This is a genomic window from Pilimelia columellifera subsp. columellifera (assembly GCF_039532605.1).
GTDB classification, from domain to species: Bacteria; Actinomycetota; Actinomycetes; order Mycobacteriales; family Micromonosporaceae; genus Pilimelia; species Pilimelia columellifera.
In genome coordinates, this window is record NZ_BAAARY010000008.1 from 21500 (window position 1) to 44467 (window position 22968).

General features: G+C 68.8%; 14 protein-coding genes. 3 read left to right on the top strand and 11 right to left on the bottom strand.

Going from position 1 to position 22968, the window contains the following annotated elements:
• Nucleotides 1-40 precede the first annotated feature (40 nt).
• From ABD287_RS10450 to ABD287_RS10475, 6 genes are all read right to left on the bottom strand, one after another.
• Nucleotides 41-757, bottom strand: a complete 717-nt coding sequence (locus tag ABD287_RS10450; RefSeq protein ID WP_344171707.1) for a phytanoyl-CoA dioxygenase family protein — start codon at nucleotides 755-757, stop codon at nucleotides 41-43.
• Nucleotides 758-768: 11 nt separating this feature from the next.
• A complete protein-coding gene (locus tag ABD287_RS10455; protein WP_344171709.1) occupies nucleotides 769-1311 on the bottom strand; it encodes a DUF4254 domain-containing protein in 543 nt (180 codons plus the stop codon).
• Nucleotides 1308-2348, bottom strand: a complete 1041-nt coding sequence (locus ABD287_RS10460; RefSeq protein ID WP_344171711.1) for a glycosyltransferase family 9 protein — start codon at nucleotides 2346-2348, stop codon at nucleotides 1308-1310. The genes ABD287_RS10455 and ABD287_RS10460 overlap by 4 nt, the downstream gene beginning before the upstream one ends.
• On the bottom strand, nucleotides 2345-3193 hold the full coding sequence (locus ABD287_RS10465) for a class I SAM-dependent methyltransferase (RefSeq protein WP_344171712.1): 849 nt from the start codon (nucleotides 3191-3193) through the stop codon (nucleotides 2345-2347). The genes ABD287_RS10460 and ABD287_RS10465 overlap by 4 nt, the downstream gene beginning before the upstream one ends.
• Nucleotides 3190-3909 carry a phytanoyl-CoA dioxygenase family protein gene (locus ABD287_RS10470; protein ID WP_344171714.1) on the bottom strand — a complete coding sequence of 240 codons (720 nt, stop codon included), beginning with the start codon at nucleotides 3907-3909 and terminating at the stop codon, nucleotides 3190-3192. The genes ABD287_RS10465 and ABD287_RS10470 overlap by 4 nt, the downstream gene beginning before the upstream one ends.
• A 63-nt stretch (nucleotides 3910-3972) precedes the next feature.
• Nucleotides 3973-4713, bottom strand: a complete 741-nt coding sequence (locus ABD287_RS10475) for a hypothetical protein (protein WP_344171716.1) — start codon at nucleotides 4711-4713, stop codon at nucleotides 3973-3975.
• Nucleotides 4714-4902: 189 nt separating this feature from the next.
• On the opposite strand from ABD287_RS10475, the gene ABD287_RS10480 reads away from it, so the two are divergent.
• Genes ABD287_RS10480 through ABD287_RS10490 form a run of 3 tightly spaced genes read left to right on the top strand, consistent with a single transcriptional unit; the run spans nucleotide 4903 to nucleotide 9082 of the window.
• A complete protein-coding gene (locus ABD287_RS10480) occupies nucleotides 4903-8007 on the top strand; it encodes an orotidine 5'-phosphate decarboxylase / HUMPS family protein (RefSeq protein ID WP_344171718.1) in 3105 nt (1034 codons plus the stop codon).
• Complete coding sequence (locus ABD287_RS10485) at nucleotides 8004-8510, top strand: GNAT family N-acetyltransferase (protein WP_344171720.1); 507 nt, start codon at nucleotides 8004-8006, stop codon at nucleotides 8508-8510. Before ABD287_RS10480 ends, ABD287_RS10485 begins: the two co-directional genes overlap by 4 nt.
• 41 nt (nucleotides 8511-8551) lie before the next feature.
• Entirely contained in the window at nucleotides 8552-9082 is a 531-nt protein-coding gene (locus ABD287_RS10490; protein ID WP_344171722.1) for a GNAT family N-acetyltransferase, read from the top strand.
• A 40-nt stretch (nucleotides 9083-9122) separates the two neighbouring features.
• Here ABD287_RS10490 and drmC read toward each other — a convergent pair whose 3' ends face one another.
• The 5 genes from drmC to drmD all read right to left on the bottom strand — a co-directional run bounded on the left by drmC (nucleotide 9123) and on the right by drmD (nucleotide 22927).
• Complete coding sequence (drmC, locus tag ABD287_RS10495; protein ID WP_344171723.1) at nucleotides 9123-9875, bottom strand: DISARM system phospholipase D-like protein DrmC; 753 nt, start codon at nucleotides 9873-9875, stop codon at nucleotides 9123-9125.
• Complete coding sequence (gene drmB / locus ABD287_RS10500) at nucleotides 9872-11767, bottom strand: DrmB family protein (RefSeq protein WP_344171725.1); 1896 nt, start codon at nucleotides 11765-11767, stop codon at nucleotides 9872-9874. Before drmB ends, drmC begins: the two co-directional genes overlap by 4 nt.
• Nucleotides 11764-15561, bottom strand: coding sequence for a DISARM system helicase DrmA (drmA, locus tag ABD287_RS10505; protein WP_344171727.1), 3798 nt, complete (start codon nucleotides 15559-15561; stop codon nucleotides 11764-11766). The genes drmB and drmA overlap by 4 nt, the downstream gene beginning before the upstream one ends.
• Nucleotides 15562-15680: 119 nt before the next feature.
• Nucleotides 15681-19808: an Eco57I restriction-modification methylase domain-containing protein gene (locus tag ABD287_RS10510; RefSeq protein ID WP_344171729.1), complete on the bottom strand. Its 4128-nt coding sequence runs from the start codon at nucleotides 19806-19808 to the stop codon at nucleotides 15681-15683.
• Nucleotides 19805-22927 (bottom strand): DISARM system SNF2-like helicase DrmD, encoded by a 3123-nt coding sequence (gene drmD, locus ABD287_RS10515; protein WP_344171731.1) that lies wholly within the window; start codon nucleotides 22925-22927, stop codon nucleotides 19805-19807. The genes ABD287_RS10510 and drmD overlap by 4 nt, the downstream gene beginning before the upstream one ends.
• Nucleotides 22928-22968 lie beyond the last annotated feature (41 nt).

Here is a 22968-nt window from a genome sequence, read left to right on the forward strand (position 1 = left end):
CAGCCGCTGCCGGCCGCCCTGCCTATTACCTGGTGGGTGATCAGGCGGTGGCGTAGGGGTTCACCAGGCCGTAGACCGCCGCCAGTTCGGGCCGGTCGGCGGTTTGCTCCTGGACGTGCTGGAGAAACGCGGGGGTGTACTCCTCGCCGGGGAACACGCGCATCCACGGCAGCGCGTACACGAACCACAGTCCGAGGCGGGCGTGGACCGTCGGGTTCGCGGTGGCGGTATGGCGCAGGTTCGCGTGGAAGATCAGCATGTCGCCAAGGTCCAGTTCAGCCGCCACGCTGGGGCCCTGGTCGGCTGGGTTGGCGTCGCGGTGGCTACCGGGGTGAAGGCGCGTGGCGCCGTTGCCTGCCCGGGTGGGGGTGAGAGCGTAGGCGACCTTGACCATGAGGGTCGAACGGTGGTGCGGCACGCCGGGCAGATGAGCCACGTCAGAGTGCGGACCGGTGTGGGCGGTGGTGCGGGCGGGCTTGACGTGCCCGTAGGAGCCGATCAGCTGCGGGGTGGTCCCGAAAATCATCGCCAGGGTGTCCAGCAGGAACCCGGTCGTGGCCAGCTCAGCGAATCGCCGATCGCGCTGCACCAGCTGGCCGAGCATCACCTGCGTGGGCACTGGCGCTGCCGGCGCCGGGAGGTGCTCGCCCAGCAGCTCCCGGAGCCTGCCTGCGGTCGCCGTGTCAGTGACGCCGCGGATGATGCCGAACCCGTCCGTGTCGAACGCCTCCGCGAACGCGGCAAGCGGGCTTCTCACAGTCGAGGCGGTCACGGCAGGCTCCTACGGCTGGTGATGAGGGTACGTAGCCGGCGGCGTTGCCTGGGCATTTCGCGCTCAGCGTCACGTCGGTAGATCTTGAGGCCGACTCTGGGCGGCAGGACGGCGACACCGCGGCGGGTGTGCTCAACGAGCTGATTCGCCGTGACCGCCAAATGGCGACTGATTCCATCCACGCTGTCAGTGCTGTCGTCGGTGAGAGCCTGGTGTTTGAGGTCGAGGATGATCAGCCGGTCGCACAGCTCACCGATCGTCTCGCTGTAGTAGCGGCTGGCCCCATCAGCAGGCCGGTAAGCCACCTGTTCGTCGATCGCCGTGATAAGCCGATGCCGCCGGCTGTTACTGGCATCGATCTCCCCTTTCAGAACCCCGACGCGTTCGGCGCTCGCGTCGGGGGCTCGGCTGGCGTCTTCCAGTTCCCACTGTCGGCGATGAAGGCGTCGAAGCTCACTGACGGGTTGGCGGCTGATGATGAATTCCTCGACCAGCGCGGCGACGATGTCGTACGGACGGGTCGGCGCGGTCGAGATCATCGAGGCGCTCCCGGCGGCGGGGTGAACGATGAGGTCGGAAGGGTGCCATCGGCGATGCATGCGGCGGCCTCCTGCAAGACGGGACTCCAACGCTCGGGCGCGGGTTGGAACAGCAGCCGGGCGCTGGCGTACCAGCTGGTTGGATATGTGGGCGTTCCCCAGCGCCAGTCAGGCTCGCGTCGCAGGCAGACCATGGTCGGGACGCCGAGCGCTGGGGCGAGGTGGGCGGTGACGGTGTCGGCGGTGACGATCACGTCGCAGCCGGCGATGACTTGGGCGGTCTCGGTGAAGTCAACGATCCCGGGGTCGTGGACCCCCGCTGGCAGTGAACGGATGTCGCGGCTGCGCTGGATGGCCACCACCTGTACGCCGGCCAGGCGGGTGAGCCGGTGGCAGAGCCGGGCTGGAAATGACCTGTTCGGGAAGCCACGCCGGGGGGTGCTGCGCCACGCCACCCCGACCACCGTCTGCGAGGCGTCGCCGCATCGGCGCGGGATCGGCGCTGCTATGTACGCCTCGACCGGCGCGGCGGCCAGGCCGGGTAGTCGAGCAGGTAGCGACATCAGCCGCTCCCATCGGGCATCTGTCGGCCATTCGAGGACGGAGGCGGCGGACTTGCTCAGGACCGTCACTCCAGCGAGGGCCGGTGCATCCCGTAGGACGTCTAGTAGTTCGTCGTGGACGGCGAACACCACGTTGTCGGCGTGCGCTGTCGCGGCGGGCATGAAGCGTAGGAACTGCAGTGCGTCACCGAAGCCCTGTTCGGCGACCACCACGAGTTGGCGGCAGTGCTGACCGTCCCACCGGGCCACGCTGGGCAGGGTGTCGACTGGGCGGGATGGGTGCAGGTCGTACAGATCCCAGCCTTCCCGACATTCGGAGGCGCGCAGCAGCGCCTCCCCTGCCGCGTACCGTGCCTGGTCATCGCCGGGCTGTCCGGCCGTCTGCCTGAGTCGGATGAGCGCTTCGTTGCGGCGCCCGCTGGCCAGCATGCCCATCGCCTCAGCGGTGAGCGCTTCGATCGTTCGACTGGTCATTTCGCCGCTCCGGGGTTCTGGAGCTGGGCGTGGGTTATACGGAACGCCCCGCGCAGGCCCGGTAGGGCGAACAGCAACCGCTCCTTGGCGGGAAACAAGCTGGTCCACTGCCGAGGCTGCCGCAGCAGCGTCGTCTCCGCCACGATGCGCAGGGGCCTACCTGCTGAGCGCAGGCGACCGGTTGATCGGGTGGCCCAGGTGTAGCGGGGGCGCCCGCCGGCGCGGACAGCCGGCCTGTTGGCCAACCACGCGGCGGCCGGGGACATGCTGTCAAAAAGGACATGCGCCTGCGGTAGCAGACAGGACAGGTCATCCAGGAACGACTGGACCCGCTCGGGTGTCTGGTAGGCCAGCAGCGCTTCACAGACGACCGCCACCGGTCCGCAGGTCGGCGCCACGTGAGAGGCCCAGCCAAGGACGTGCATCGCGTCGGTCGCGAGCCGGGTGCTGGACGTTACGGGCAGGAGTTGGTCGCGTAGCGCGATGACCTCGCCCGAGTCGACCTCCACGTACCGTTCGGCGATGCCGGCCAGGCGGTGGCTGCGGGTGTTCAGCCCAACGCCAAGGTCAACGACTGCCGCCAACTGGCCGCCTGCGCTCTCGGCGAGCTGGGCGAGCCAGGTGTCGATGACCAGGCCACGTAGGCAGCAGCCAACCCGGGTCGAATCATCGACCGCAGCCACGGCTCGCCCGAGGTCAAGGCGGTTCGCGACCGCTGCGGAGGTTCGGTCGCTGAGGATCGGGTACCGCTGTCGGGCGTCGGAGGCGCGCGCTACCAGCGGAATCAATGCGGTAGCTGCTAGCGGCCCCAGCCTCTCCGCCGTGGTGGTGGTGGTGGTGTTCATGATGTGCTCCGTGGGGTGAGCAGCGGGTATGGGAACTGGTCGGCGGTGATGGTCACGCTGGCTGGCACGTACAGGGTTGCCAGACCCATGCGGGGGCGGTTGCTGTGGTTGGCGCCGCTGCGGTGGGCGGTCAGCCCGTGGTGCAGGACGGCCTCGCCGGCTTTCACCGGCACCGTGGTTGCCCGGCTGGTGTCGATGGCGCCGTCGGGGATGTCGAGTGCCTGCTGCTCGCCGGTAGTCCGGTGCGGCAGTCGCGTCAGGTGTGATCCGGGTATGTACTCCACCGCTCCGTTGTCGCTGTCGGCGTCGTCGAGGGCGGTCCAGCAGGTGATCAGCTGCTGGTCGCCGAGGTACGGGTAGTACGGCAGGTCCTGGTGCAGCCGCAGTGGTAGGCCCACGGCGGGCGGCTTGCAAAACAGTAGGCTTGTGAGCACGGCCGCGGGCTCTCCGAGCAGGTCGGAGACCATGCCGGCGATATGGTCTCCGGTGGCGTTGAGCCGGAACACCGGGCTGCGGTGACACAGGTGCAGCGCCACCCGAACGTCGCCCCGGTCGGCGCGCATGAGGTGGTCCTCATCCAACGCCGGCGGGTTCCCGTCGAGGCCCGCCAGGTGGGCGGCGACGCCTTTGAGGACTTGGAGGTGGTCGAGCGCGGCCACGCGACCGACGGGCAGGAAGCCGCGCCCGACGAACTCCCGCCGCTGCGCCCGGCTCAAAGACCGCACTACAGGATCAGTTGGCCCAGGAGCTGGGCGGTCAGCGGCAGACATGTCCGGTCCTTACTTCGCCGCCGGCCAGGACCAGCTCATCGCACCGCCGGCCGCCCGTTCGTGAGCGCCTTCGACGATCGCGGCAGTGTCGGCCGCCGGCCACGACCAGCTCATCGCCCCGCCGCCGGCCCGCTCGTGCGCCCCTGCGACCACCTGGTGGGTGAGCTGGTCGGCTGTCGACGCCCGGGCCAGCCACTCCAGCAGCTCCCGGCCGGACTCGTGGTGCTTCTCCTCATCTGCGCCGATACCGGCGTACGCCTGGCGGATGTCGTCGAACGGGATGTCGGCCAGCTCCTCGATCGCCGCCGCGGAGTAGCCCTCGTGCACGATGTTGATGTCCAGCAGCGCCGCGAACGGGTTACCCGCCTCCACCGACACCATCAGCGACGCCCAGCTCGTGTCCTGGGCGAGCTTCGCCGGCAGCTCGGCAACCTTGGCGTCGACCATTGCCTGCAGATGAGCGGGAACCAGGCCACGCAGGATGTCGAAGTGGCGAGCCTCATCGGACACCTGCTCGGTGACCTGCACCAGCATCCGGGCGGGCAGGTGGTGGGCGGCTTTGGTCAGGACTGCCGACAGCTGCATGACGACCTTCAGCTCGTCAACCGCCCGGTCGGCGATCCACGCCCGCAGCTCGTCCTCGGTGATTGCCAGGCTCCCGTCGGTGTTGAAGAAGCCTTCCCTGATCTCTTTTCGGACCTTGGCCTTAGATGCATCGAACTTCTCGAGTACCGCCGCAAGTGTGGACATGAGACCTCCGTCGAGTCAGGAACGAACCAGGGGTGCGCCGGCGGGTTGTGCCCGCTGGCGATGTGGTTGAGCCTGCCGTCTGCAGGGCGCCGCAGACACCGAGCGGTGTCCTACTCTTGTCCTAGTTTCGGAAGCGACCACCATCTTCGCGGGGTCGCCGCTGACCCTTGAATTGGAGGTGCCGCCCCCGTGACCGCCGTGGTGAAGTGGTCGGGGCTGGAGGCGCGGCTACTTCGCCAGGCCAGGCGGATGAGTGTCCGCGAGTTCGCCAGCCACCTGGGCGTCAACGACGCGGCCGTGTCGAACTGGGAACGCCGCGGCGTGCAGGCCCGGCTCCGGTACCAGACCCAGCAGATCCTCGATGTCGACCTCAGCCGGGCAGCCAAGGAGATTCAGGCCCGCTTCGGCGCCGCTCTCGAGGCCGCCAGCCAGCCAGCCGCTAAAGCAGGATCATCGGACACCGGCGGAACCGAGGATGGCGACCTAGGTGAACGCTCCAGCAGCCGCTCCCACCAGCTGCTGGAGATCATGACCAGCGCTGAACCCGCAGCGCACTACCTGTCCCCCAAACTGGCAGAGACCCACCTCGAAGAGTTCATGCGGTCCCGCGCCCGGGTCCTGCTGCTACAAGGTCCTGCCGGCGTTGGCAAGAGCGCGCTGGCGCGGCACACCGTCAGATACCTCACTGGCGCTGACGTGCAGCTACACGCTGCCGATGGCTGGTATGCCCGCCAGGTGGCATTGGCGGCCGAAATACTCCGGTACGCCTCATGCGGAGCCGGACCCGATCCGCTGCTGACCCTGGAGGCCAGCTGCCGGAACCTTCACCGACCCCTGCTCGTCGTCATCGACGCGATTGCCGACCACACCGAACTGCACCACATCGCCGGTGAGATCGACCGCATCCTGCGCCAGGTACTCACCCACCAACTGCGGTTCCTGCTCTTGGTCCGCACCCCGCCAGAAGTCGACCTCTCAGCTCACCCAGTGCTCATGGCATCCAGCTACACCACCGCCGACGGCGCCGTAGCGCAACCAGCCCTGGACCGATGGAGCGTCGCCGAAGCCGCCGCCGCATGGCAAGCCCACCACGTCGAAGGCATGCCCACATTCAGGGAACTTCCTCACCACGTCCAGCAGCTCGCCCGCCTCCCGCTGTATTCACGACTGATGACAACCCTTGGCGCCACCGGACAGGCACAGCCGGTCAACCCCGCCACGCTCATAGGCGCCTGCGTTGACGCTGTCCTGCGAAACGAAGGGGTGGATCCCCCGGCGGCTATCGACGACATGATCGCCCTGGCCGCGCGTCAACTTCCTGACCTGCAGCCGAGCGCTGGCAGCAAAAACCGCCGTCAGGACACGACCGCGCAAATCGCCGCGTGGCCACCGCTAACACGCCAAGACAACGACGGCGAGCTGATCTTCAGCCATGACGTGATGCGCGAGTACTTCCTTGCGTTCGGTCTTGTTCGGCATCTCGCCACCGACAACCGCCCTGCCACGGTCACCTCGGCCCTGAACCACCTCGCCGAACAAGCCACGACCTCAGCGACCGCCCGCAATGTGCTGACCCTCGTGACGCATCTGCTCGACGCCACCGATCGCGGGCTACTGACCAACGCCATTGGTGCCGCAACAATTTCCGCCACGACCACTCTCCCATTGATCCTGGACGCTAGCGACGACCGCAGCACCGGATTCGTAACCCCAGATGTCCTACGCAGGATTGCCCAGCGCTGCGCCCTAGAGGCGGGGACACTTGACCTCGCCAAAGCGGTCATCGCCCACAACGGCGTCGTCCCGGCGCTCGGCGCGGAATTCCAGCGGTGGCTGCTGGCCATACTGCGCAGCCATCACACCCGAATCTGGGCCGACCTCATCACCCTCGTCGAGCACCACCTCGACGCCGCAGACATCGACGCGCTCGCCGCCGCCGCGGACCTCGACGACCCCGACCAAGCCAGCTTCTTCGCCCGCTTCTACTACCTCTTCACGGCCGAGCAGACCAGTGACCTGCTGACCAGCATCACCGAGCATTCAGACTGGCGTGTACGGGCAGCACTCGTCGACGGTCTCCAAGACCCGCGCGCACCCCGCACTGACCTTCACCGCGATCTGACAGAGCGCCTGGTCCGCGACCTGGACTACAAGGTCCGCGCCGCCGTCACCGCCGTCGTACCTACTACTGGCGACGTGACCATGATCCGTCAGCTCCTTAGTGACGAGAACTGGCACGTCAGGAACTGCCTGCTCCACGCCATCCTCGACACGACGGCGCCGCTACCCGCCGGACATGTGCTCGAACTCGTCGCCGACGTCCTCGACTCCGATAGTTCTTGGACGCAGGCCCCGAGCCACGTCGCCGCTACAGCGCACCGGCTCGCCCTGCTGCACGGATGGCAGACCACCGTCCTCCCCGATGGGCCGGCACGCACGGCCCTGTTCCGGCTGCTGCGTGAATCGCGTACCGGCGCGGTCCAGCTGCCTCGACCCACCGGCGACCGGATCGTTCAACTCGTCGCCGAGTCCACCGATCCGATCCTGCGGCGCGAAGCGGCAGCCATCCACGACGCCAGCGATGCCGCTGGGCCGCTGGGAGCAGAGTTGGGCTCCCGCAGTCAGGAATATCGCCGATTCCGAGGACAGCGCCTAATCCAGCTCGCCCTCGACACACCCGACCTCGAACGGGCAGTTGCCCTCACCCGAGCGGCAGCGCAAGCCGGACTGGACTTGGTAGAGGTTGGCGATCCGCTCATCAAGAGCGCAGGAGCCGCAGCGATAGCCGCGATCAAGCAAGCGAGTGGCGACGCGATCGTGGTCGCCGAGATGATGTCCGCCGACTGGGGGCGCGACCAAGTCGTCATCGCAGCCGAAGCCGGCGCTGACGTCGTTCTACTCATCGGACCCGCCAGCACCGCCAGCGTCTCCGCAGCTGTCGCAGCCGGACACCGCCTCGGACTACCTGTTGTCCTCGATGTGCCGTCCCACGCCCGCCACCCGTGGATACGCGACATGGAACGCGCTGGAGTCGATGGCCTCACGATCACCACCAATATCGACCTCGGTGTGGCCGGACGGGACCCAATGACAGCAGCGACGACACTGCGTCGATGGACCCGCCTGCCCGTGTCGGTATCCGGCGGGTTTAGCCCGACGGACCACAACATTCTGCGCAGCCCAGAATGGGACATCCTCATCGTCGGACGAAGTATCGCCGACGCGGTCGACCCCCTAACCGCGGCGTCCCGGTTCGCAGCCCACGTCAACGCCTACCGACCGGAATCACTATGACCATCCGGCCCATCGCCCAGGATGACATCAACGATGTCCTCGCCCTGATGGCGCTCGGTGAACCGTACGTCAAACCACGCACCGAATCCGACTACTGGCTCTACGCCAAACTCTTCTCAACAACCTGCCCGCTGGACGTCCGAGACGGCCAGCTCGCCGGCTCAATCATCGCGTTCCGAAGCCAGGACAACCCACATGAGATCTACATCCAGGACGTGATGGTCCACCCCGCCTTCCGGCGCCAAGGCGTCGCCACCGCACTCTTGAAAGAAATCACGGAACAAGCCGAAGAGTGGAACTGCCGACGCATTTTCCTCACGTCTGAACCGGGCAACGTCGTCGCACACAATACCTGGCTTGCCCGGGGATTCGAGAACGTCCTGGGGGACATGACGGAGGGCGGCGTCCAACTTCAATCGAACTACAAAGGCAAGGGAAAGCATCGCGCCGTCTACGAGTACCGTCTACAAGCTGGTTGCGGAACAACTCCCAGTCAACAGTAGACTGAGATGCCTCGACGAGCCGCGAGAGGGTGTGAATTGGAGTGCATTCGGTACGACTTCGCCCTATCGCCGAGGGCGATCTGACAGCGTTCGAAACCGCGTTCCAACGTCCTGACGGGGCCGGAGTCCACCAATGGTTCGGCTACTGGACGGCCCACCGCTTCCGTGACAACCTCCAGAAACGCGGACTCCTGGCAGGCCCCGAGAACATGCTCGCCATCGAAGTAGATGGTGACTTGGTCGGGCGAGTCGACTGGATGGAACGCTACTGGGGTCCCGCTGACACATCCCAATGCTGGGAAATTGCCGTCGGCGTCCTGCCAGAGCACAGAGGCAAAGGGATCGGCGCGCAAGCGCAGCAGCAGCTCCTCGACTACATCTTTGCCCACACCAGAGCCGAACGCATCCAGGCAACTGCTCACCCAGACAACAAGCCTGAGATCCGTTGCCTAGAGAAAGCTGGAATGAGCCTCGAAGGCCGGATCAGGCGGGCTCAATGGCGCGACGGCCGATGGCACGATCAGCTTCTATTCTCCATCCTCCGTCAGGAACACGAAACGAATCGCAGGTAGCCCGGACGGGACGTTCCGGGTCGGTAGGGCATTGACACCCTCAGATACGCAACAGGACGCCGTCGCGGCGGAGGGCGCGTAGGTGTTCGGCAGCACGGCGGGGGGTTGGTCCGCCGTGGATGAGGATTCCGGCTTCGATGTTGCGGTCGAGGCCGGAGGTGGTGAGGTTGGCGCTCGTCACCAGGAGCGTCTGCTCATCTGCGATCACGGTCTTGGCGTGCATCTTCGCGCCGTCGGGCCGCTGGGCGACATCCCAGCTCCACAGCTGTACGCCAGGTAGGTCGGCGAATGCTTGGGCTGGCTGGTCGCCTTGGATAGCGCTACCGGCGCCGCTGAGCGTCTCGACCACGACCCAGACATCGACGCCTCGGGCGACGGCAGCGGTGAGCGCGTCTCGCAAGGCAGGGTACGGGCGGGCTGAGTAGGTGGTGACGATCAGCTCGGTTCGGGCCTGGTTGACCACGCCGACCAGCACCTGGGCGGTGGCCCGTACCGGTACGTCGAAGGTGGACGGGCCGGTCCAGACGACCTCGGTGCGGGTGTGGCTGGTGCGTTCGCGGTAACCGGCGGCGAATCCGGCGGCGTACGCCGCGGCGGTGTCGGCATTAAGGTCGCCGGCGGTGACGGCCTGCTCGATGGCCGCAGCCGCAGCCCGACCGGCGGGGTCGGTCAGGAGCTGCGGTGCGCCAACCCTCGACGAGGCGGCGTGGATGGCCTCGGCGAGGTCGGCGACAGCGTCCGGGCCGAGGGAGTGCGCCAGCGTAGCCAACTGCGCGGTCAGGTCTGGATTCACAGGTCGGGTGCCAGGGCAAGTTTCGGGTCGTCGATGGCGACGACGAAGCGGCGGTCGAGGTAGCGGTTGCCGCGTTCGCAGGTGGTTTCGGAGACAAAGAGACAGACGTGGCAGGCCGCACCGTGCAGGAAGTCGGCCGGGGCCTGAGGTAGGCGTTCGCCGCACAGCGGGTCGGATGAGCAGCGGGTTGCATCGGTGAGGGCGCGATCCAGGAGTTGGCGCAGTGCGGCCGGTTCGGCGAGAGAGACGAGGCCGCCGAGGGTGCCTTCGGCGTCGGGGACGGCGGTGTAGATGAGGATGCCGGCGCGGGGGTCGTCACCGCTAGCGGAGTAGATGCGTTCGGACAGGCTGGCGGAGCTGTATCCGCACTCCAGGGCGATGGTGCGGATCAGCAGATGGGACAGGGTGTGGAGGGCGATATAGCGGGCACCGGGCCAGGCATACAGCGGGTCGAAGTCGGCGGTGATCCGGTCGGAGTACCGGTTGTGGCGGAACCGCTGGTAAGCGTCGCGGTGGGCGTGCAGGGCGGCGCTGTCGGTCACCCTGTTCCCCCAATCGCTGATCAGGTCTTCGTCGATGCGCAGGAAGATCCCTTCACCGCGCACCTCGCTGGCGGGCACCCAGGTCGGGTTGCCGCGGCCGAGGCTGACCCGGGTGACCAGACCGGGGTCGTCGGGGTCGGGCGCGTCGAGGCGGGTGAAACCGGCGAGCGCCCGCACCTCACGCAGCCGCTCGACCTGGAGCACGTCGGAGAAGAGCCGACTGGGCAGGTCGAGCAGGCCGGCTGGGTCGCGTCGTACGGTGAAGTCCAGGGTCGCCTCGGGCAGCTGAGGCGCGGTGAAGATCTGCCATTCGGGGGTGAGTAGGTCCGGGTAGCCGACCGGCTGGTCGGTGTCGGTGTCGGCGGCGGCCCGGCGGCGCTCGATCGCAGCGTAGATGTCAGCGTCGGTGAAGTCCCGCAGCGGCGCGAACACCCCGTTCATTGCCGGCATGGCCCGCATGGTCGTCAGCATCGCCGCGCTGGGGATGTCGACGAGGTTGTGCCACTGGCGTTCCACTTCCTCGTCAAGGCGGTCGGCGGCGGGTTTGGGCACGGCCAGGGCTGACAGGGTCTGCGGGAACCACTGGTTGGAGGCTCCGGCGACCAGGAGGCGGGCCTGCTGGTCGCATCGGCCGAATGTCTTCAGGTGTGGGTGGCGGCCCCGGCAGGCGGGCAGGTTCTCCGGCCCGCGTAAGCCCATCGCGTCGCTGATATTGCGCTTGGCGGTGCCGCAGCTGTGGCACTCCAGCTGCACGTTGGCGCCGAGGTTGCCGCCGAAGTCACGCATGATCAGGCGGGGTTTCGGTGCGGCGGTGCAGGCGCCGCCACGGTGGACGAACTCGGGATACGGAAAGTCGTCGAGGTGCCCATTGGTGCAGGCCAGTAGGAACCGGGCCGGTACTGCCAGTGGTTTGCTGCGCTTGCTGGGACAGCGGTTGTGGAAGAAGAGCGCCTGGTCAGGCCGGCGAGGTTTGTCGTTGACGAAGGTCCACACGCTGGGGTGGTAGGCGCCGAGTTCGTTGCATGCGGTGCAGCGCAGCCACTGCGGGAACGGGGTGACGGGCACGCCGACGCGGGCAGCTTCCCCGCTGGGGTTGTCGTCGATGCCGGGTATCCACGGCGCCGGCCGCAGCTCGACGACGCCCCGGTCGCGCAGCAGCGTCTGGATGGCTTGGAGCAGCCGCGGCTCGGTCAGCGGGGTGTACGCCTGGGTGTACCGCCAGTCGTCGATGCCGTTGACGAGGACGGAGAAGTTCGGCAGGTCGACCAGGGCGCCGATACCGCCGGTGAACATCAGGTGGCTGGGGCGTACGGTGCCGACCCGCCGGCGGTGTTGAGGGGCGTTGTTCACGGTCGGGCTGCCCTTCCGGTCGGGACGGCGCCGAGTTCGTCGCCGCTGCCGTCGTCGGTGTCGGCGGGCTGCGCTGCGGCCTGGAACTGCCAGGGCGGTGCGCCGACGGGCCGGTCGACCAGGTCCCCGCCGGAGACGAGCAGGTTGACCTCGGTCTCGGTCTCGCGCATGGACCGGGCGACGGTGAGGTCACCCCACGGACCCTGCCCGGCCAGGTCGAGTAAGCCGACGTAGGTTTGCTCTGGATCGCGCCGCAGCTCGTAACCAAGCGGGTACTCGCCGCCCTGCCGCTGCGTCCAGGCGTCGCGGAGTCGGCCTAGGCGCTCGGCGAGGTACTCGCGGGCGGGTGGCCCGCCGGCGCGTTCGGCCCGGTCGAGCAGCCGGCCGGTGATCTGCGCGGCCAGCTCACCGTCGAGGTCGACCCGACCGGCGCCGGGGTTAGCGGTCAGGTCGTCGGCGGCGTGCCGGAGCGCGGTCACCACCGTCGCAGCGGTGCCCCGGTCGAGGCTGCGGCGGGCATACGGGGTGACCGACAGCGCCTCCACCTGCCGGTAGAAGGTGGCGTGGTAATGGGCGAAGTCTTCGTAGTGGGCCAGGTCGCGGGGCCGGGACCAGTTGTAGAGGGTGACGACCAGGCCGGGGCGATTGGCGTCCCGCCCGACCCGCGATGACGCCTGGATGTACTCGGCGGTGTTCTTCGGCTGGCCGGTGACGACCATCAGCCCGAACCTGGACACGTCCACCCCGACCTGCAGCATCGAGGTGGCTAGCACCACGTCGACCGGGAAACCACCGGCGCGGGCGGGTAACACAGGCTCACGCTTGTCGTGCTGGGCGGCGCGCATCTCGTCGACGACCGCCGCCCACCGGGTAGTGGTGTCGGTGCGCGGATCGAAGCCGTACTCCAACTGTTTGAGCACATCGGCGATGTCGCCGCTGGAGATCCGGGACGTCAGCTCCTGAATGTTGAGCAGGCCACGGTTGCGGGCGATCCGGTTGGCGATACCGCGCCGGACCCCGTTGCGGCGGACCCGGTTGGCCACGTCGTCGTCGAGGTAGCGGCGCATACCGGCCAGTTCCCGGGTGGCGTTGAAGTAGCCGACCAGGGTCAGGTACGGGTCCGCCTTCTCGCCGTACTGGTCGAAGAGGGTCTGGCCGGCGATGAGCAGGATCTCCGCCAGCCTGATCTCCGTCGACTTCAACCGGGTGCCGTGCGCGCACAGGCCCAGGTAGCGGCGGCCCGGGTTCTCCGTCGACAGTGGCACCTGCCGGGAGAAGAACGTGTCGGCGACGTCGAGTACCGGCGGCGGGAACACCGCTAATCGGCGCCCGTACAGCGCCCGGACCTGCGCGTCCGCGCGTTTGGTGGTGGCGGTGGAGGCGACGATGACCGGCCCGGCGGCAGCCGACGCACCCGGCGGCTCCCAGCGACACAGCTCCGCCACGGCCCCCTCGAACAGGCCCACCGTCGTGCCGAGCGCGCCGGAGATTAGGTGCAGCTCGTCCTGGATGATCAGATCGGGTGGGCGCAGCCGGTTCACCGGCTGACTCCTGACCGCTGCTAACCGGCCGTCGCTGCTGACGTTGTGCTTGTCCCGGCAGTCGGTGCGCCGGTCCAGATCGGGGTGCCGGTAGCCGTGCCGCGGGCACCACTGCCGCACCCGGCCAAACAGGTTACCGGCGAACCCGAACCACGGCAGCTGCGCGAGCTTGTCCACTGTGGCAATCACCAGGCTCGGCGGATACCGGTACAGCTCCTCGTCCACAGTCAAGATCGGCAGCCCGTCCGGGTTGATCCGCCGGGAGAACTCGCACGCCGCCGACCCTTCCCCACGCGGGCAGTACAGCCGGACCCGCCGCTGCTGTTTGGAGTGGTCCAGGTCCCGCTCGCCGCGCAGCTTCTCCCCACACCACGGGCAGGCCAGCGTTTGGAGGACGTTGACCCGCCGGCCGCTGCCGCTGACCCGCGCTTCGTCGATCTGTTCGGCTGCGTCGGGGTACCAGTTCGGCGCGACCGAAGCGCCCACCCACAGGCCAATCCGGAACGGCTTGTCACCGAACCGGCCGTCGACGGCCCGCTGGCGCAGCACCTCCGCCGCGCAGACCAGCGCCGCCGCCCGTTGGAACTGCTGCGCGGTGAGCAGCCGCAGCGTGTACCGCATCAGCACGCCCACCCCGTCACCGCCGTCGCGGGCATCACCCCCGGCTCCGATGACGCCATGCAGCCGCCGGATCGCGAACGTGTACGCCGTCAACCCCAGGTACGCCTCAGTCTTACCGCCACCGGTGGGGAAGAACAGCAGGTCCACCAGGCTGCCACCGGAGTCGGCCCGCCGCTGCGGATGCGCCGGGTCGGTCAACGCCGGCAGGTTCAACAACACGAACGCCAACTGGAACGGCCGCCACGACGCCGCACTCGCCCCCCGCTCCTCGATCTGGTGCGCGGCCTCGGCAAAGCCGAGTCCCGAGATCTCCCGCAGCGCGGCCAGGGCGGTACGGCGCCGCTGCAACGCCATCGCCGCATTGGCGAACCGGAACGCATCCAACGCCTGCGGATCATCAACCAGCAGCGCGACCCCGGCGGCGACCCGCTCGGCGACCACCCGGGCCCGACCGATCGCCGCCTGCGCCACCTCCCGCAGGTCTGGGGGCAGGCCGGCGACCTGCGCGGCCCGCTCATCCAGCCAGGCGGTGTACCCGGCCGCCAGGGGCGTCAACGCCGCCGCCAGCCCGGTCGGGTCCAGCTCCGCCAACCGGTCCATCGACAGCTCCACACCGGCCAGATGCGCGGACTCATCCGGCGGCGGCGCGACCGTCGCCGGCACGTCGAACGTCGGCATCCACCTCGTCACCAGCCGCCACGCCCGCCGCGCCCCCGGCCGGGCATCGGCGTGGACGGCGACGTTACGGCCGTCGGCGTACTTGAGCAGATCCCGATACAGCAGCCGCAGATGCCGCTCCTCCGGGTCATCACCGGCTGGCGCCGGGTCCACCAACGGATCATCGGCCGGCAGGAAGACGTCAGTGACGCCGTCGAGCGCCGTCACCTCCAGCGACGGCTGGAACAGCCACGCGGTGTCCGGGTTGGCCAGCGCCTCGTACTGGGTGTTCACCAACGCCAACTCCACCACCCGACGCTGCCGCCCGCCGGCGTCGCGGCGGTGCCGCACCTGAGCGTTGAGGTAGACACCCACAATGTCGTCGTCGGCAGCCACCTCCTCGACGGCGTACACCGGCGACGCCGGCTCCGCCTCGTCGTCGGCCGATGGGCCCGGATTGGCCAGCAGGAACCGCCGGTTCAGCGCCCCGTCCAGCCGCACCTCCACCGTGTGGGTCACCGGTCGCCGCACCCACACGTTGCGACGCTTGCCGTCCTCGCCACCGCGCGGCACCGGAGCATAATGACCCCAGGAGACCGTCACGGACAGCACGTCGACATCGGCGTCCACCGCGAATGACAGTCCCGCTGACGATGCCCACATCCGGCCAGCGTTCTGCACGGTGAACAGCTCCCGCAGCTCACCGCCGTCACCATCGGCATCCGCGCCAGCCTCGGTGTCCGGCACATCACTGGCCGCGTCCACCACCGACAGCGGGACATGCTTAGGTCCCAACGCCCCGACTAGGTACCGGTCCCGAGGCCCACGGACCCCCACCGGCAGCCACTCCTCCGGACCCTCCCACGGACCCAGCAGGTCCCGCGACAGGTAGCCGCCCAGCTCGTCACGCACCTGGAACGACGATGCCGCCGCGAACTCCTGCGGCACCGCCAGCACCGGCGAATCACTACTCACGTTGGGCTCCCTACCGGATCGCACTTGCCCGACCGCACACAGTAGCCGGCGCGACACCACCGACGGGTACAACATGTCCGCCACCCGGGTAGTGACGGCCATGCACCCGTCACCTGCCGCTAGAACATCGCGTCCTGGTCCGGGTTGACCTTCGGCTTGGCCGCACGCTTCGGCTTCTTCACCGCATGCGCACCGGCGGCAACCTCCGCACGGTGACGCTCCTGGTTGAGCTCCAACAAAAGATCCAGCATCTCCTGCCGCACCACCGGCCCCACGGTGTACCGCACCCCCTGCCGCGTGTCGTAAAAGTCGTGATCCAACTCCAAATCCCAGCCGTACGCGGCCACCACAGCCTCTTCGATCGCCGCATGAAGCCGCCGTAGCTCGGCAATGTCGGCATCTCGACACGACTTGTCATGCACCAGGTTGTACGTGTCGGTCAGGCCTGCCTGACGCGCCAGCATTAGCTCCCGCCGGTAGGAATCGAGGCGCTCGCCAGCATCGCGCAACTCGTCCGACAGCTCGGGCCGGGCGAACGTCTCGAACACGTCGGACGGCGAGTAGTTCAGGTCAGCCTTCATCGTGGAGCTCCGAGAGATCGCCCACCAGTAGTGCGGCGCGCTACTCAGCAGCCCAAACATCGCCGGATCGTCGCTGGCGAAGATGCCGAGCTTGTGCGCGAACACCTGCCCGGTCGGCACCATCACCGGCATGACAACCTTGCTCACCAACGTGATTGCGATGACCCGTTCCAGCTTGTCGATCACCTTGTATAGCTCAGGTGCGCGTTCGGCATACAACCACCATCGGTCGCGCCGAGCCGGCCTTTTGTTGCCAGCTCGCTCGGCCCTGACGAGGCGTTCGACCTGGGCGAAGCAGTCGCGATAGGTCGCTGCACGTTCCGGCGACCAGTCGTGGAAGTTGATAACCCACCGGCTTGCCGAACTGTCCGCGCGGGAGTTGAGGTCTTTGCCAATGAGGTACGGGAAGAGCACGTCGGCGTTGCGCGGATCCTTCTCCCGCAGGGCGGCAGCCTCGGCCGGCTCCATGGTGAATCCAAGCCCAAGAATGTTCGAGCCCTGGAACACAATTCCTCCGTTAGCGCGGAGGCGTTCGGGTTTACCGGTGATGCGCGACACAGGATCCAGTGACGGACTGATTTCGCTGACGGGCTTGCCGTCCAGCATTCGCCGCGCGGCTTCGGACGGCGGCACTCGGCTGGTCCAGACAGCACAGTAATCCACCGCTGCCGACCGTGACCCCCACCTCGCGCCCTTGATCGCCTGCCGGATAGTCATGCCGGCGCTGGTGAGCTGGTCCAGGCCTACCTCGCGGGTGTCGCCTTGGGCGAGGGTATTTGTGGCCAGTAGCCCGGTCTGCCCAGCGTGAGCGAGCAGGTCATGGGCTCGCAGGACGAAGTAGGCGACCAGGTCGGCGCTGCCGCGCTGCGCCCGCCCCAGTTGCTCCACCAGATACTCACGGTAGGCCTCACCGCTAACGCCCGTGATCTTCTGCCCGCCAAGGAACGGAGGGTTGCCGATGATGGCGTCGAAGCCCGGGGCCGTGCCGTCGAAGACCTCGGGAAAGACGAGCGGCCAGTGCAGAGGTTCGCGGTCGAGACCGTCGCGGGGCTGATCAGTGCGCAGCCACTGGCCGGACTTGCGATCCACGGTGGCGCGGACGTCTTCGCCGTCGAGGCTGAAGCCTCGGCTGGCGTCGCTGGCCAGCCGGGCGGCCTCTAGCAGCAGGCCGGTGCGGCTGGACTCCCGCTCTTCGGCCTCGTCGTCGCGGGCTTTCGGGTCGCGGGAGCCGATGCCTTTCTGGCAGCCGGCCAGGGTCGCGGCGACCAGTAACGTCGCCGCAGTCCGTGCGGGGCCGACCTCTAGGTCTGCATTGCCTAGGATCTGCCGTTTGGTGGCCAGTTCGGCCAGCGTCCGACCGGGGAGTTCCCGCAGCTGGCGGCGGGTCTGGGCCGCCTCGCCGACCCGTTTACGGATGCCGGCTGTGAAGTCGACCAGGGCGCCCTCCTCGTGCAGCGTCCGGCCGGCTTTCGGGTCAAGGTGCATGTACTCGACCTGGTCGAGTGCGGTGATGCCGAGCAGGGAGTCGCCGGTGGCGAGGCGGTCGTCGAGGAAGGTGAACGGCCGGTGCGGGTCCATCGACACCAGCCACAGGGACAGTTTGGCCATCTCGACGGCCATCGGGTTGATGTCCACCCCGTACAGGCAGTGTTCGATGACGGCGCGGCGGGCTTCGATGGTGAGCGGGTCGGCTTCGGTGTCGTGGATGGCGTGGGCGCCGTACCCGTCGTCCTGGATGAGGCGGCCGTCGGTGCGGCCTTCGCGGCCCCAAGCTCGGACGAGGTGGTCGGCGAGGTACCGGCAGGCGGCGACGAGGAACGCGCCGGAGCCCATCGCGATGTCGGCGACCTTCAGCCCCAGGATCTCGGCGCTGGACCGCGGCCGCCACTTCGCGGTGTCAGCGGTCTGTAGCGGGCCGGGCGAGTGGACCAGCGGCTCCAACGCACCTTGGACGACCTGTTCGGCCAGCTTGCGCGGGGTGTAATGGGTGCCGGTGTTGCCGCGCAGCCGGGACTCGGTGACGTATAGGCCGCCGGTAGTGATGACGATGGGGAGGCCACGCAGGTCGGGGCGGATGATCCCAGCGAATGGCACGAGCCGCTCGGCCAGCGGGAGGTCGTTGCCGGTGGCGGCCAGCAGCCGGCGCAGTACTTCGGCGCGCGCGCCGTTGGCCGGTGGGGTCAGCTTGCGGGCCAGGGCCGCCGGGGTGCCGATACCGGACGGCTTGTACGCCTGGGCGAGGCCAGCGGCCAGGGCTGCTGGTTCGGGTGCGGCTGCGGCGTGGGCTTCCAAGTCGGTGAGGGTGACCTCCTCTTCCAGGCCAGGTTTTCCGATCAGGCCGACGGTGGTGGTCACGGCGCGGCGGCCCTCGAACGACAGCAGTCCCTCGTAGACGTAGCCGATCTGCTCGACGTCCAGGGCACGGAACGAAAGCTTGCGTTCCTCGCCTTTGATCACCACCCGCTGCACCGACTTGAGCATGTGCAGCACGGTGCGGTCGTCGATGCGGGCCCGTTCGAGCCACGGATGGCGCTGCGGGGCGAAGATCGAGCCGTCGTAGGCGGGCAGGCGCAGCCGCGGGTGTTCAACCCCGGCGTAGACGGCGGTGAACAGGCCGAGTAGCCGCAGCCACGCGGCGTGGCTGGTCTCCAGCTCCTCCTCGCTGCTGTGGTCGGCGGAGGTGCGCAGGTCGTCGTGCAGGCGGCTGGCCGAGTACGCCTGGGCGTACAGGTCATTGTCGGCGGGCAGCAGGCCGCGCTCCTCGGCGAAGAGCAGGAACACCACCCGCATCATCACCGCGACGGCGCCCCGGTAGACGTCGTGGGCGTCGGCGCCGTCGAGGATGTCGTCGTCGCCGTGCGCCTCGGCGCGGCCCACCGCCTCCACCAGCAGTTCGACAGCCTGGCGGACCTGCACCCCGAGGGCCTCGGTCACCTCTTCCTGGCTGTCCAGGCTGCGGCGCAGCAGCGGGACCAGCATGTCTTCGTCAGCGACGGCGAAGAACCGGGAGCGGCGCAGCAACGAGCGCAGCGCCCGTACCACCGGCTGGTCAGCCTGCTCGGGCCAGGTGGCGGCGTCGAAGGTGGCGGTGGTCGTGACCCCGCCGATCGGCGCCCAGACCAGGGTCCACCAGCGGCCGTCGGTGGCCAGGCCCAGCTCGACGCCGTGGGCCCGGCACAGCCGCGCCACCTGGTCGGTCGGGGCGGCGGCAGGTTCCTCGTCGCCGCTGCGGTGGGCCCGGGTCGGTGCCGTGCCGGGCGGGCAAACGACACCGATCAGCCGGGTGGTGTCGGGCTTGACCAGTTCACCGGGGTCGACGAGGGCGAAGTCCGGGGTGCTGCCGTCGACGGTCAGTCGGGTCAGCTCTCCAGGGTCGGACTCCAGGGCGTCGCCCCACTGCAGCAGCTCGCCCAGCACCCAGGTGATCCAGGTGCGCTGGGCCGGCAGGTCGGTGGGTGCCAGTTGCCAGGCCGCGTGCGCGGTGCGCAGCGCCTTGCGGGTTGGGCCCTCCAGGGCGTCCAGGGTCGGCCAAGCCGCCCGCAGGACCGGGACGGTGAGGAACGGGCCGGTGACCTCGATCAGCGACAGCCAGTCCAGGTGCTGTTGGCGGGGATCCACCGGCGGCGGGCCGGGGCGGCGACCGCCGCGGCGGGGTGCGGGGCTCAACGGACAGCCTCCCGTTCGGGGATAAGACACACGACCGCGACCGGGAACAGGTGCGGGGTCAAGTCGGCGTAGCGGGCGTCAACGCGCAGCAGCTCGCGCTGCCGGTCGGTGTCCAGGTGGGCGAGGCGTTCCTCCCAGGAGTGCCGGTCCTTGCGGGCCTGGGCTAGCTCCTTCGGGTCCTTCAGCAGATCCAGCAGGGTCTCCTCCGGCTCCTCGTTGAGAGCGGCGCGAAGGGCGTCGCGGAAGCGGTCCAGGGCGGCGTTGACCTGGTCGCGTTCGGTGTCGCGGCGCCGGTCGAGTTTCTGCCGCAGGCTGCCCTGCCGGTCACGGGCCCGGGCCTGCACCGCGCCCAGTAGACCCTCGCGTAGCTTCGGCCAGCCGGTGACGAACCGGTCCCGCAGTCGCGCCCCCGCCTCGGTGCCGTCTGCCAGTGCGCCGCGCAGCAGTCGGTCCAGGGTGCCCAGGTTGTCCAGGCGGGCGAAGCGGCCGTCCGGGCGTGCCCAGCCCCCGGCGTACAGCACCTCCTCGTGCAGCCTCACCCCGTCGGAGCCCACCAGCACGAAGCGCGCGTACGCGGCGACCAGCGGTTCGGTCAGGTCTGGGTCGTCGCTGACCACCGCCGTGGCTCGGTGCAGGCCGCTGTGCGCGCTCCACACCGCCGCCCGCAGCAGTCGGGTCGACATCGCCACCAGCGGGTGGCCGAGGTGGGCCAGCACCACGTCGTCGCGGCCTTGCGCGGTCTGCGCGTCGAAGGACACCGGGCGCGGTACCCCGGTCAGCTTGTCGGTCAGGCCGGCGGTCGTGCGCGCCCACTCGCCGGTCAGTGGCGGGACCTCCACCAGGCCCGGAGCCAGTTCTCGTTCGTCGAGGTGCGGGCGCAGCGGCTGCTGCCGGGCCAGATTCAGGGCGGTGTCGACCACCCGGCGGACGTTGCCCGGCGTGACCCCCAGTTGGTCGACTGTGGTGTCGATCGCGGCGTGCAGCCGGCGGACCTGCTCGGCGACGTCCCGGTCGGCGGCGATCGAGCCGCGCTCCCGGCGCCGCTTCGTGGTGCGGGGGGTCGCGGCGGCCACGTCGAAGCCCGGATCGAGACGGCCGAGCATCCGGTCCTGGACCGCCTCGGCGAGCACCGCGTTCACACTGCCCAGGTCGGCCTCCATGTGGGCGACCTTGCGGGCCACCCGGGACAGGAACTCCAGATCCGCCTCATACGAGTCAGTGGCCTTCTCCCAACCCAACCCAACGAAGTGGAAGATCTCTGGGGGTTGACGTTGGCCGTACCGGTCGATTCGGCCGATCCGTTGCTCCAGCTTGTTCGGGTTGAACGGGATGTCGTAGTTGACCAACCGGTGGCAGTGCCGCTGCAGGTCGATGCCCTCGCTGGCGGCGTCGGTGGCCAACAAGATCCGTACCGGGTTCACCGCCGGGTCGGCCTGGAACGCCAGGCGCAGCAGCTCCCGGCGGTTCGGGTCCATCCCGCCGTACAGCAGCTCCAGTCGCTCCTCTCCCAACCCGTGTGCGCGCAGCAGCTGCTCCAGCCACAACTGGGTGTCGCGGTACTCGGTGAACACCACCACCCGCTCGTTGGTCCAGTGCCCGCCGGGGCGGCATACCGCTTCCAGGAACGTCAGCAGCTCGGTAGCCTTCGCGTCCGCCCGCCCGGAGTGTGCCCGGGCCCAGTTGTCCAACTGCCGCAGCAGCGCCAGCTCATCGGGGTCGGCCTCCGGAGTGAGCCGACCGGACACCTCCAGGGCGCCGTCCTCAACCTCGGCCAGCGAGTCGTCGTCGACGGTCGCCGAGGTCTCCACAAAGTCGTCGAACCACGCGTCTTCGTCGAACGTCGACGGCGGCGGAGCTGCACCCTCGGCCCGGGCGCGCAGCGTCTCGCCGTACACCGCCACCGTATGCGCGAACGCCGCTGGTGACGAGAACAGCCGCTTCTTCAACAACAGCGTGACCAGGTCCGTGGCGCGTCGACCGCGGCTCTGGCGCAGCCGCCGGCGCCGCGCCGCCGCGAACTGGCCGAGCAGCGCATGTACCTCCCGCTCACCTTCTGGATACTCCACCGGCAGCGCGCGGGCCGTGCGTTCCACGAACCGCGGCGTGCCGTCGGCCCGCGTAATGTCCCGCTTCAACCGCCGCACCACCGTGGACTTCAAGGCCGCATCGTCCGGCGGCATACCCCGCGCGAACTGCAGCGGGTCGATGATCTCCAGCAGCGCGGTGTACGAAGTCTGATAGCCGTTGTGGGGTGTGGCCGACAGGAACAGCCGGTGCGCGAAGTGCGGTGCTAGCCGGCGCAGCAGCTTCGTCTGGTGGGAGTCCACCGCGTACTCCTGCTTCGGCGCCGCCGGTGCCACATGATGCGCCTCATCCAGGATCAGCAGGTCGAACACGGGGGTGTCCGATAGGCCGTCAGCTGGCAGCACCTCGTCTAGCAGCCGCTGTGCCCGCGGCCCCCGCAGCCACGGCAGACTCACGATCACCAACGGGTAAGCCCGGAATGGATTGGCCGCCGAACCGTGGGTACGCCGCAGCGTCGCGCACTGGGAGCTGTCGACCACGACAAATTCCAGGCCGAACTTCTCGGCCATCTCGTCGCGCCACTTCGTCGTCAACCCTGCCGGGCAGATGATCATCACACTGCGAGCGCGGTGGCGCAGCAGCAGCTCCTGGGCCACCAAGCCGGCCTCGATCGTCTTTCCCAGGCCAACGTCGTCGGCGAGCAGCAAATTAACCGTCGGCGCGTCCACCGCCCGGGCAACCGGCTCCAACTGGTAATCCTCGATCGCCACCCCGGAACGGAACGGCGCCTGCAACAAGGTCGTGTCCGCGCTGGTCACCGCCGACCAGCGGATCGCGTCGAGGAACGCGGCCAGCCGCTGCGGCGGGTCGAACCTGCCGCTGGCCAGATCTGGTAGCGACCCGACCGGCAACACCCGCCGGCCCGGTTCGATCTCCCACACCACATCAAGGGCGTCGCCGTAGCGGCCGTCCTCCACGCTCTGGAGGCCGACCACCGTACTGCCGCCGCCTGGAGCGGGATCGAGGTCGCTGACCACCCAGCGGCGCCCACGGACCTCCACCAGATCGTTGACCTGGGGTATGCCGGCTGCCATCGGTCCTCCTCGCCTCGTCACCAGCGGACAGCCTAGCTAGC

Coding starts and splice junctions, on each gene's coding strand:
- ABD287_RS10455 (WP_344171709.1), bottom strand. CDS start 1,311: ATGATCTCGACCGCGCCGACCCGTCCGTACGACATCGTCGCCGCGCTG.
- ABD287_RS10485 (WP_344171720.1), top strand. CDS start 8,004: ATGACCATCCGGCCCATCGCCCAGGATGACATCAACGATGTCCTCGCC.
- ABD287_RS10460 (WP_344171711.1), bottom strand. CDS start 2,348: ATGACCAGTCGAACGATCGAAGCGCTCACCGCTGAGGCGATGGGCATG.
- drmD (WP_344171731.1), bottom strand. CDS start 22,927: ATGGCAGCCGGCATACCCCAGGTCAACGATCTGGTGGAGGTCCGTGGG.
- ABD287_RS10475 (WP_344171716.1), bottom strand. CDS start 4,713: ATGTCCACACTTGCGGCGGTACTCGAGAAGTTCGATGCATCTAAGGCC.
- ABD287_RS10465 (WP_344171712.1), bottom strand. CDS start 3,193: ATGAACACCACCACCACCACCACGGCGGAGAGGCTGGGGCCGCTAGCA.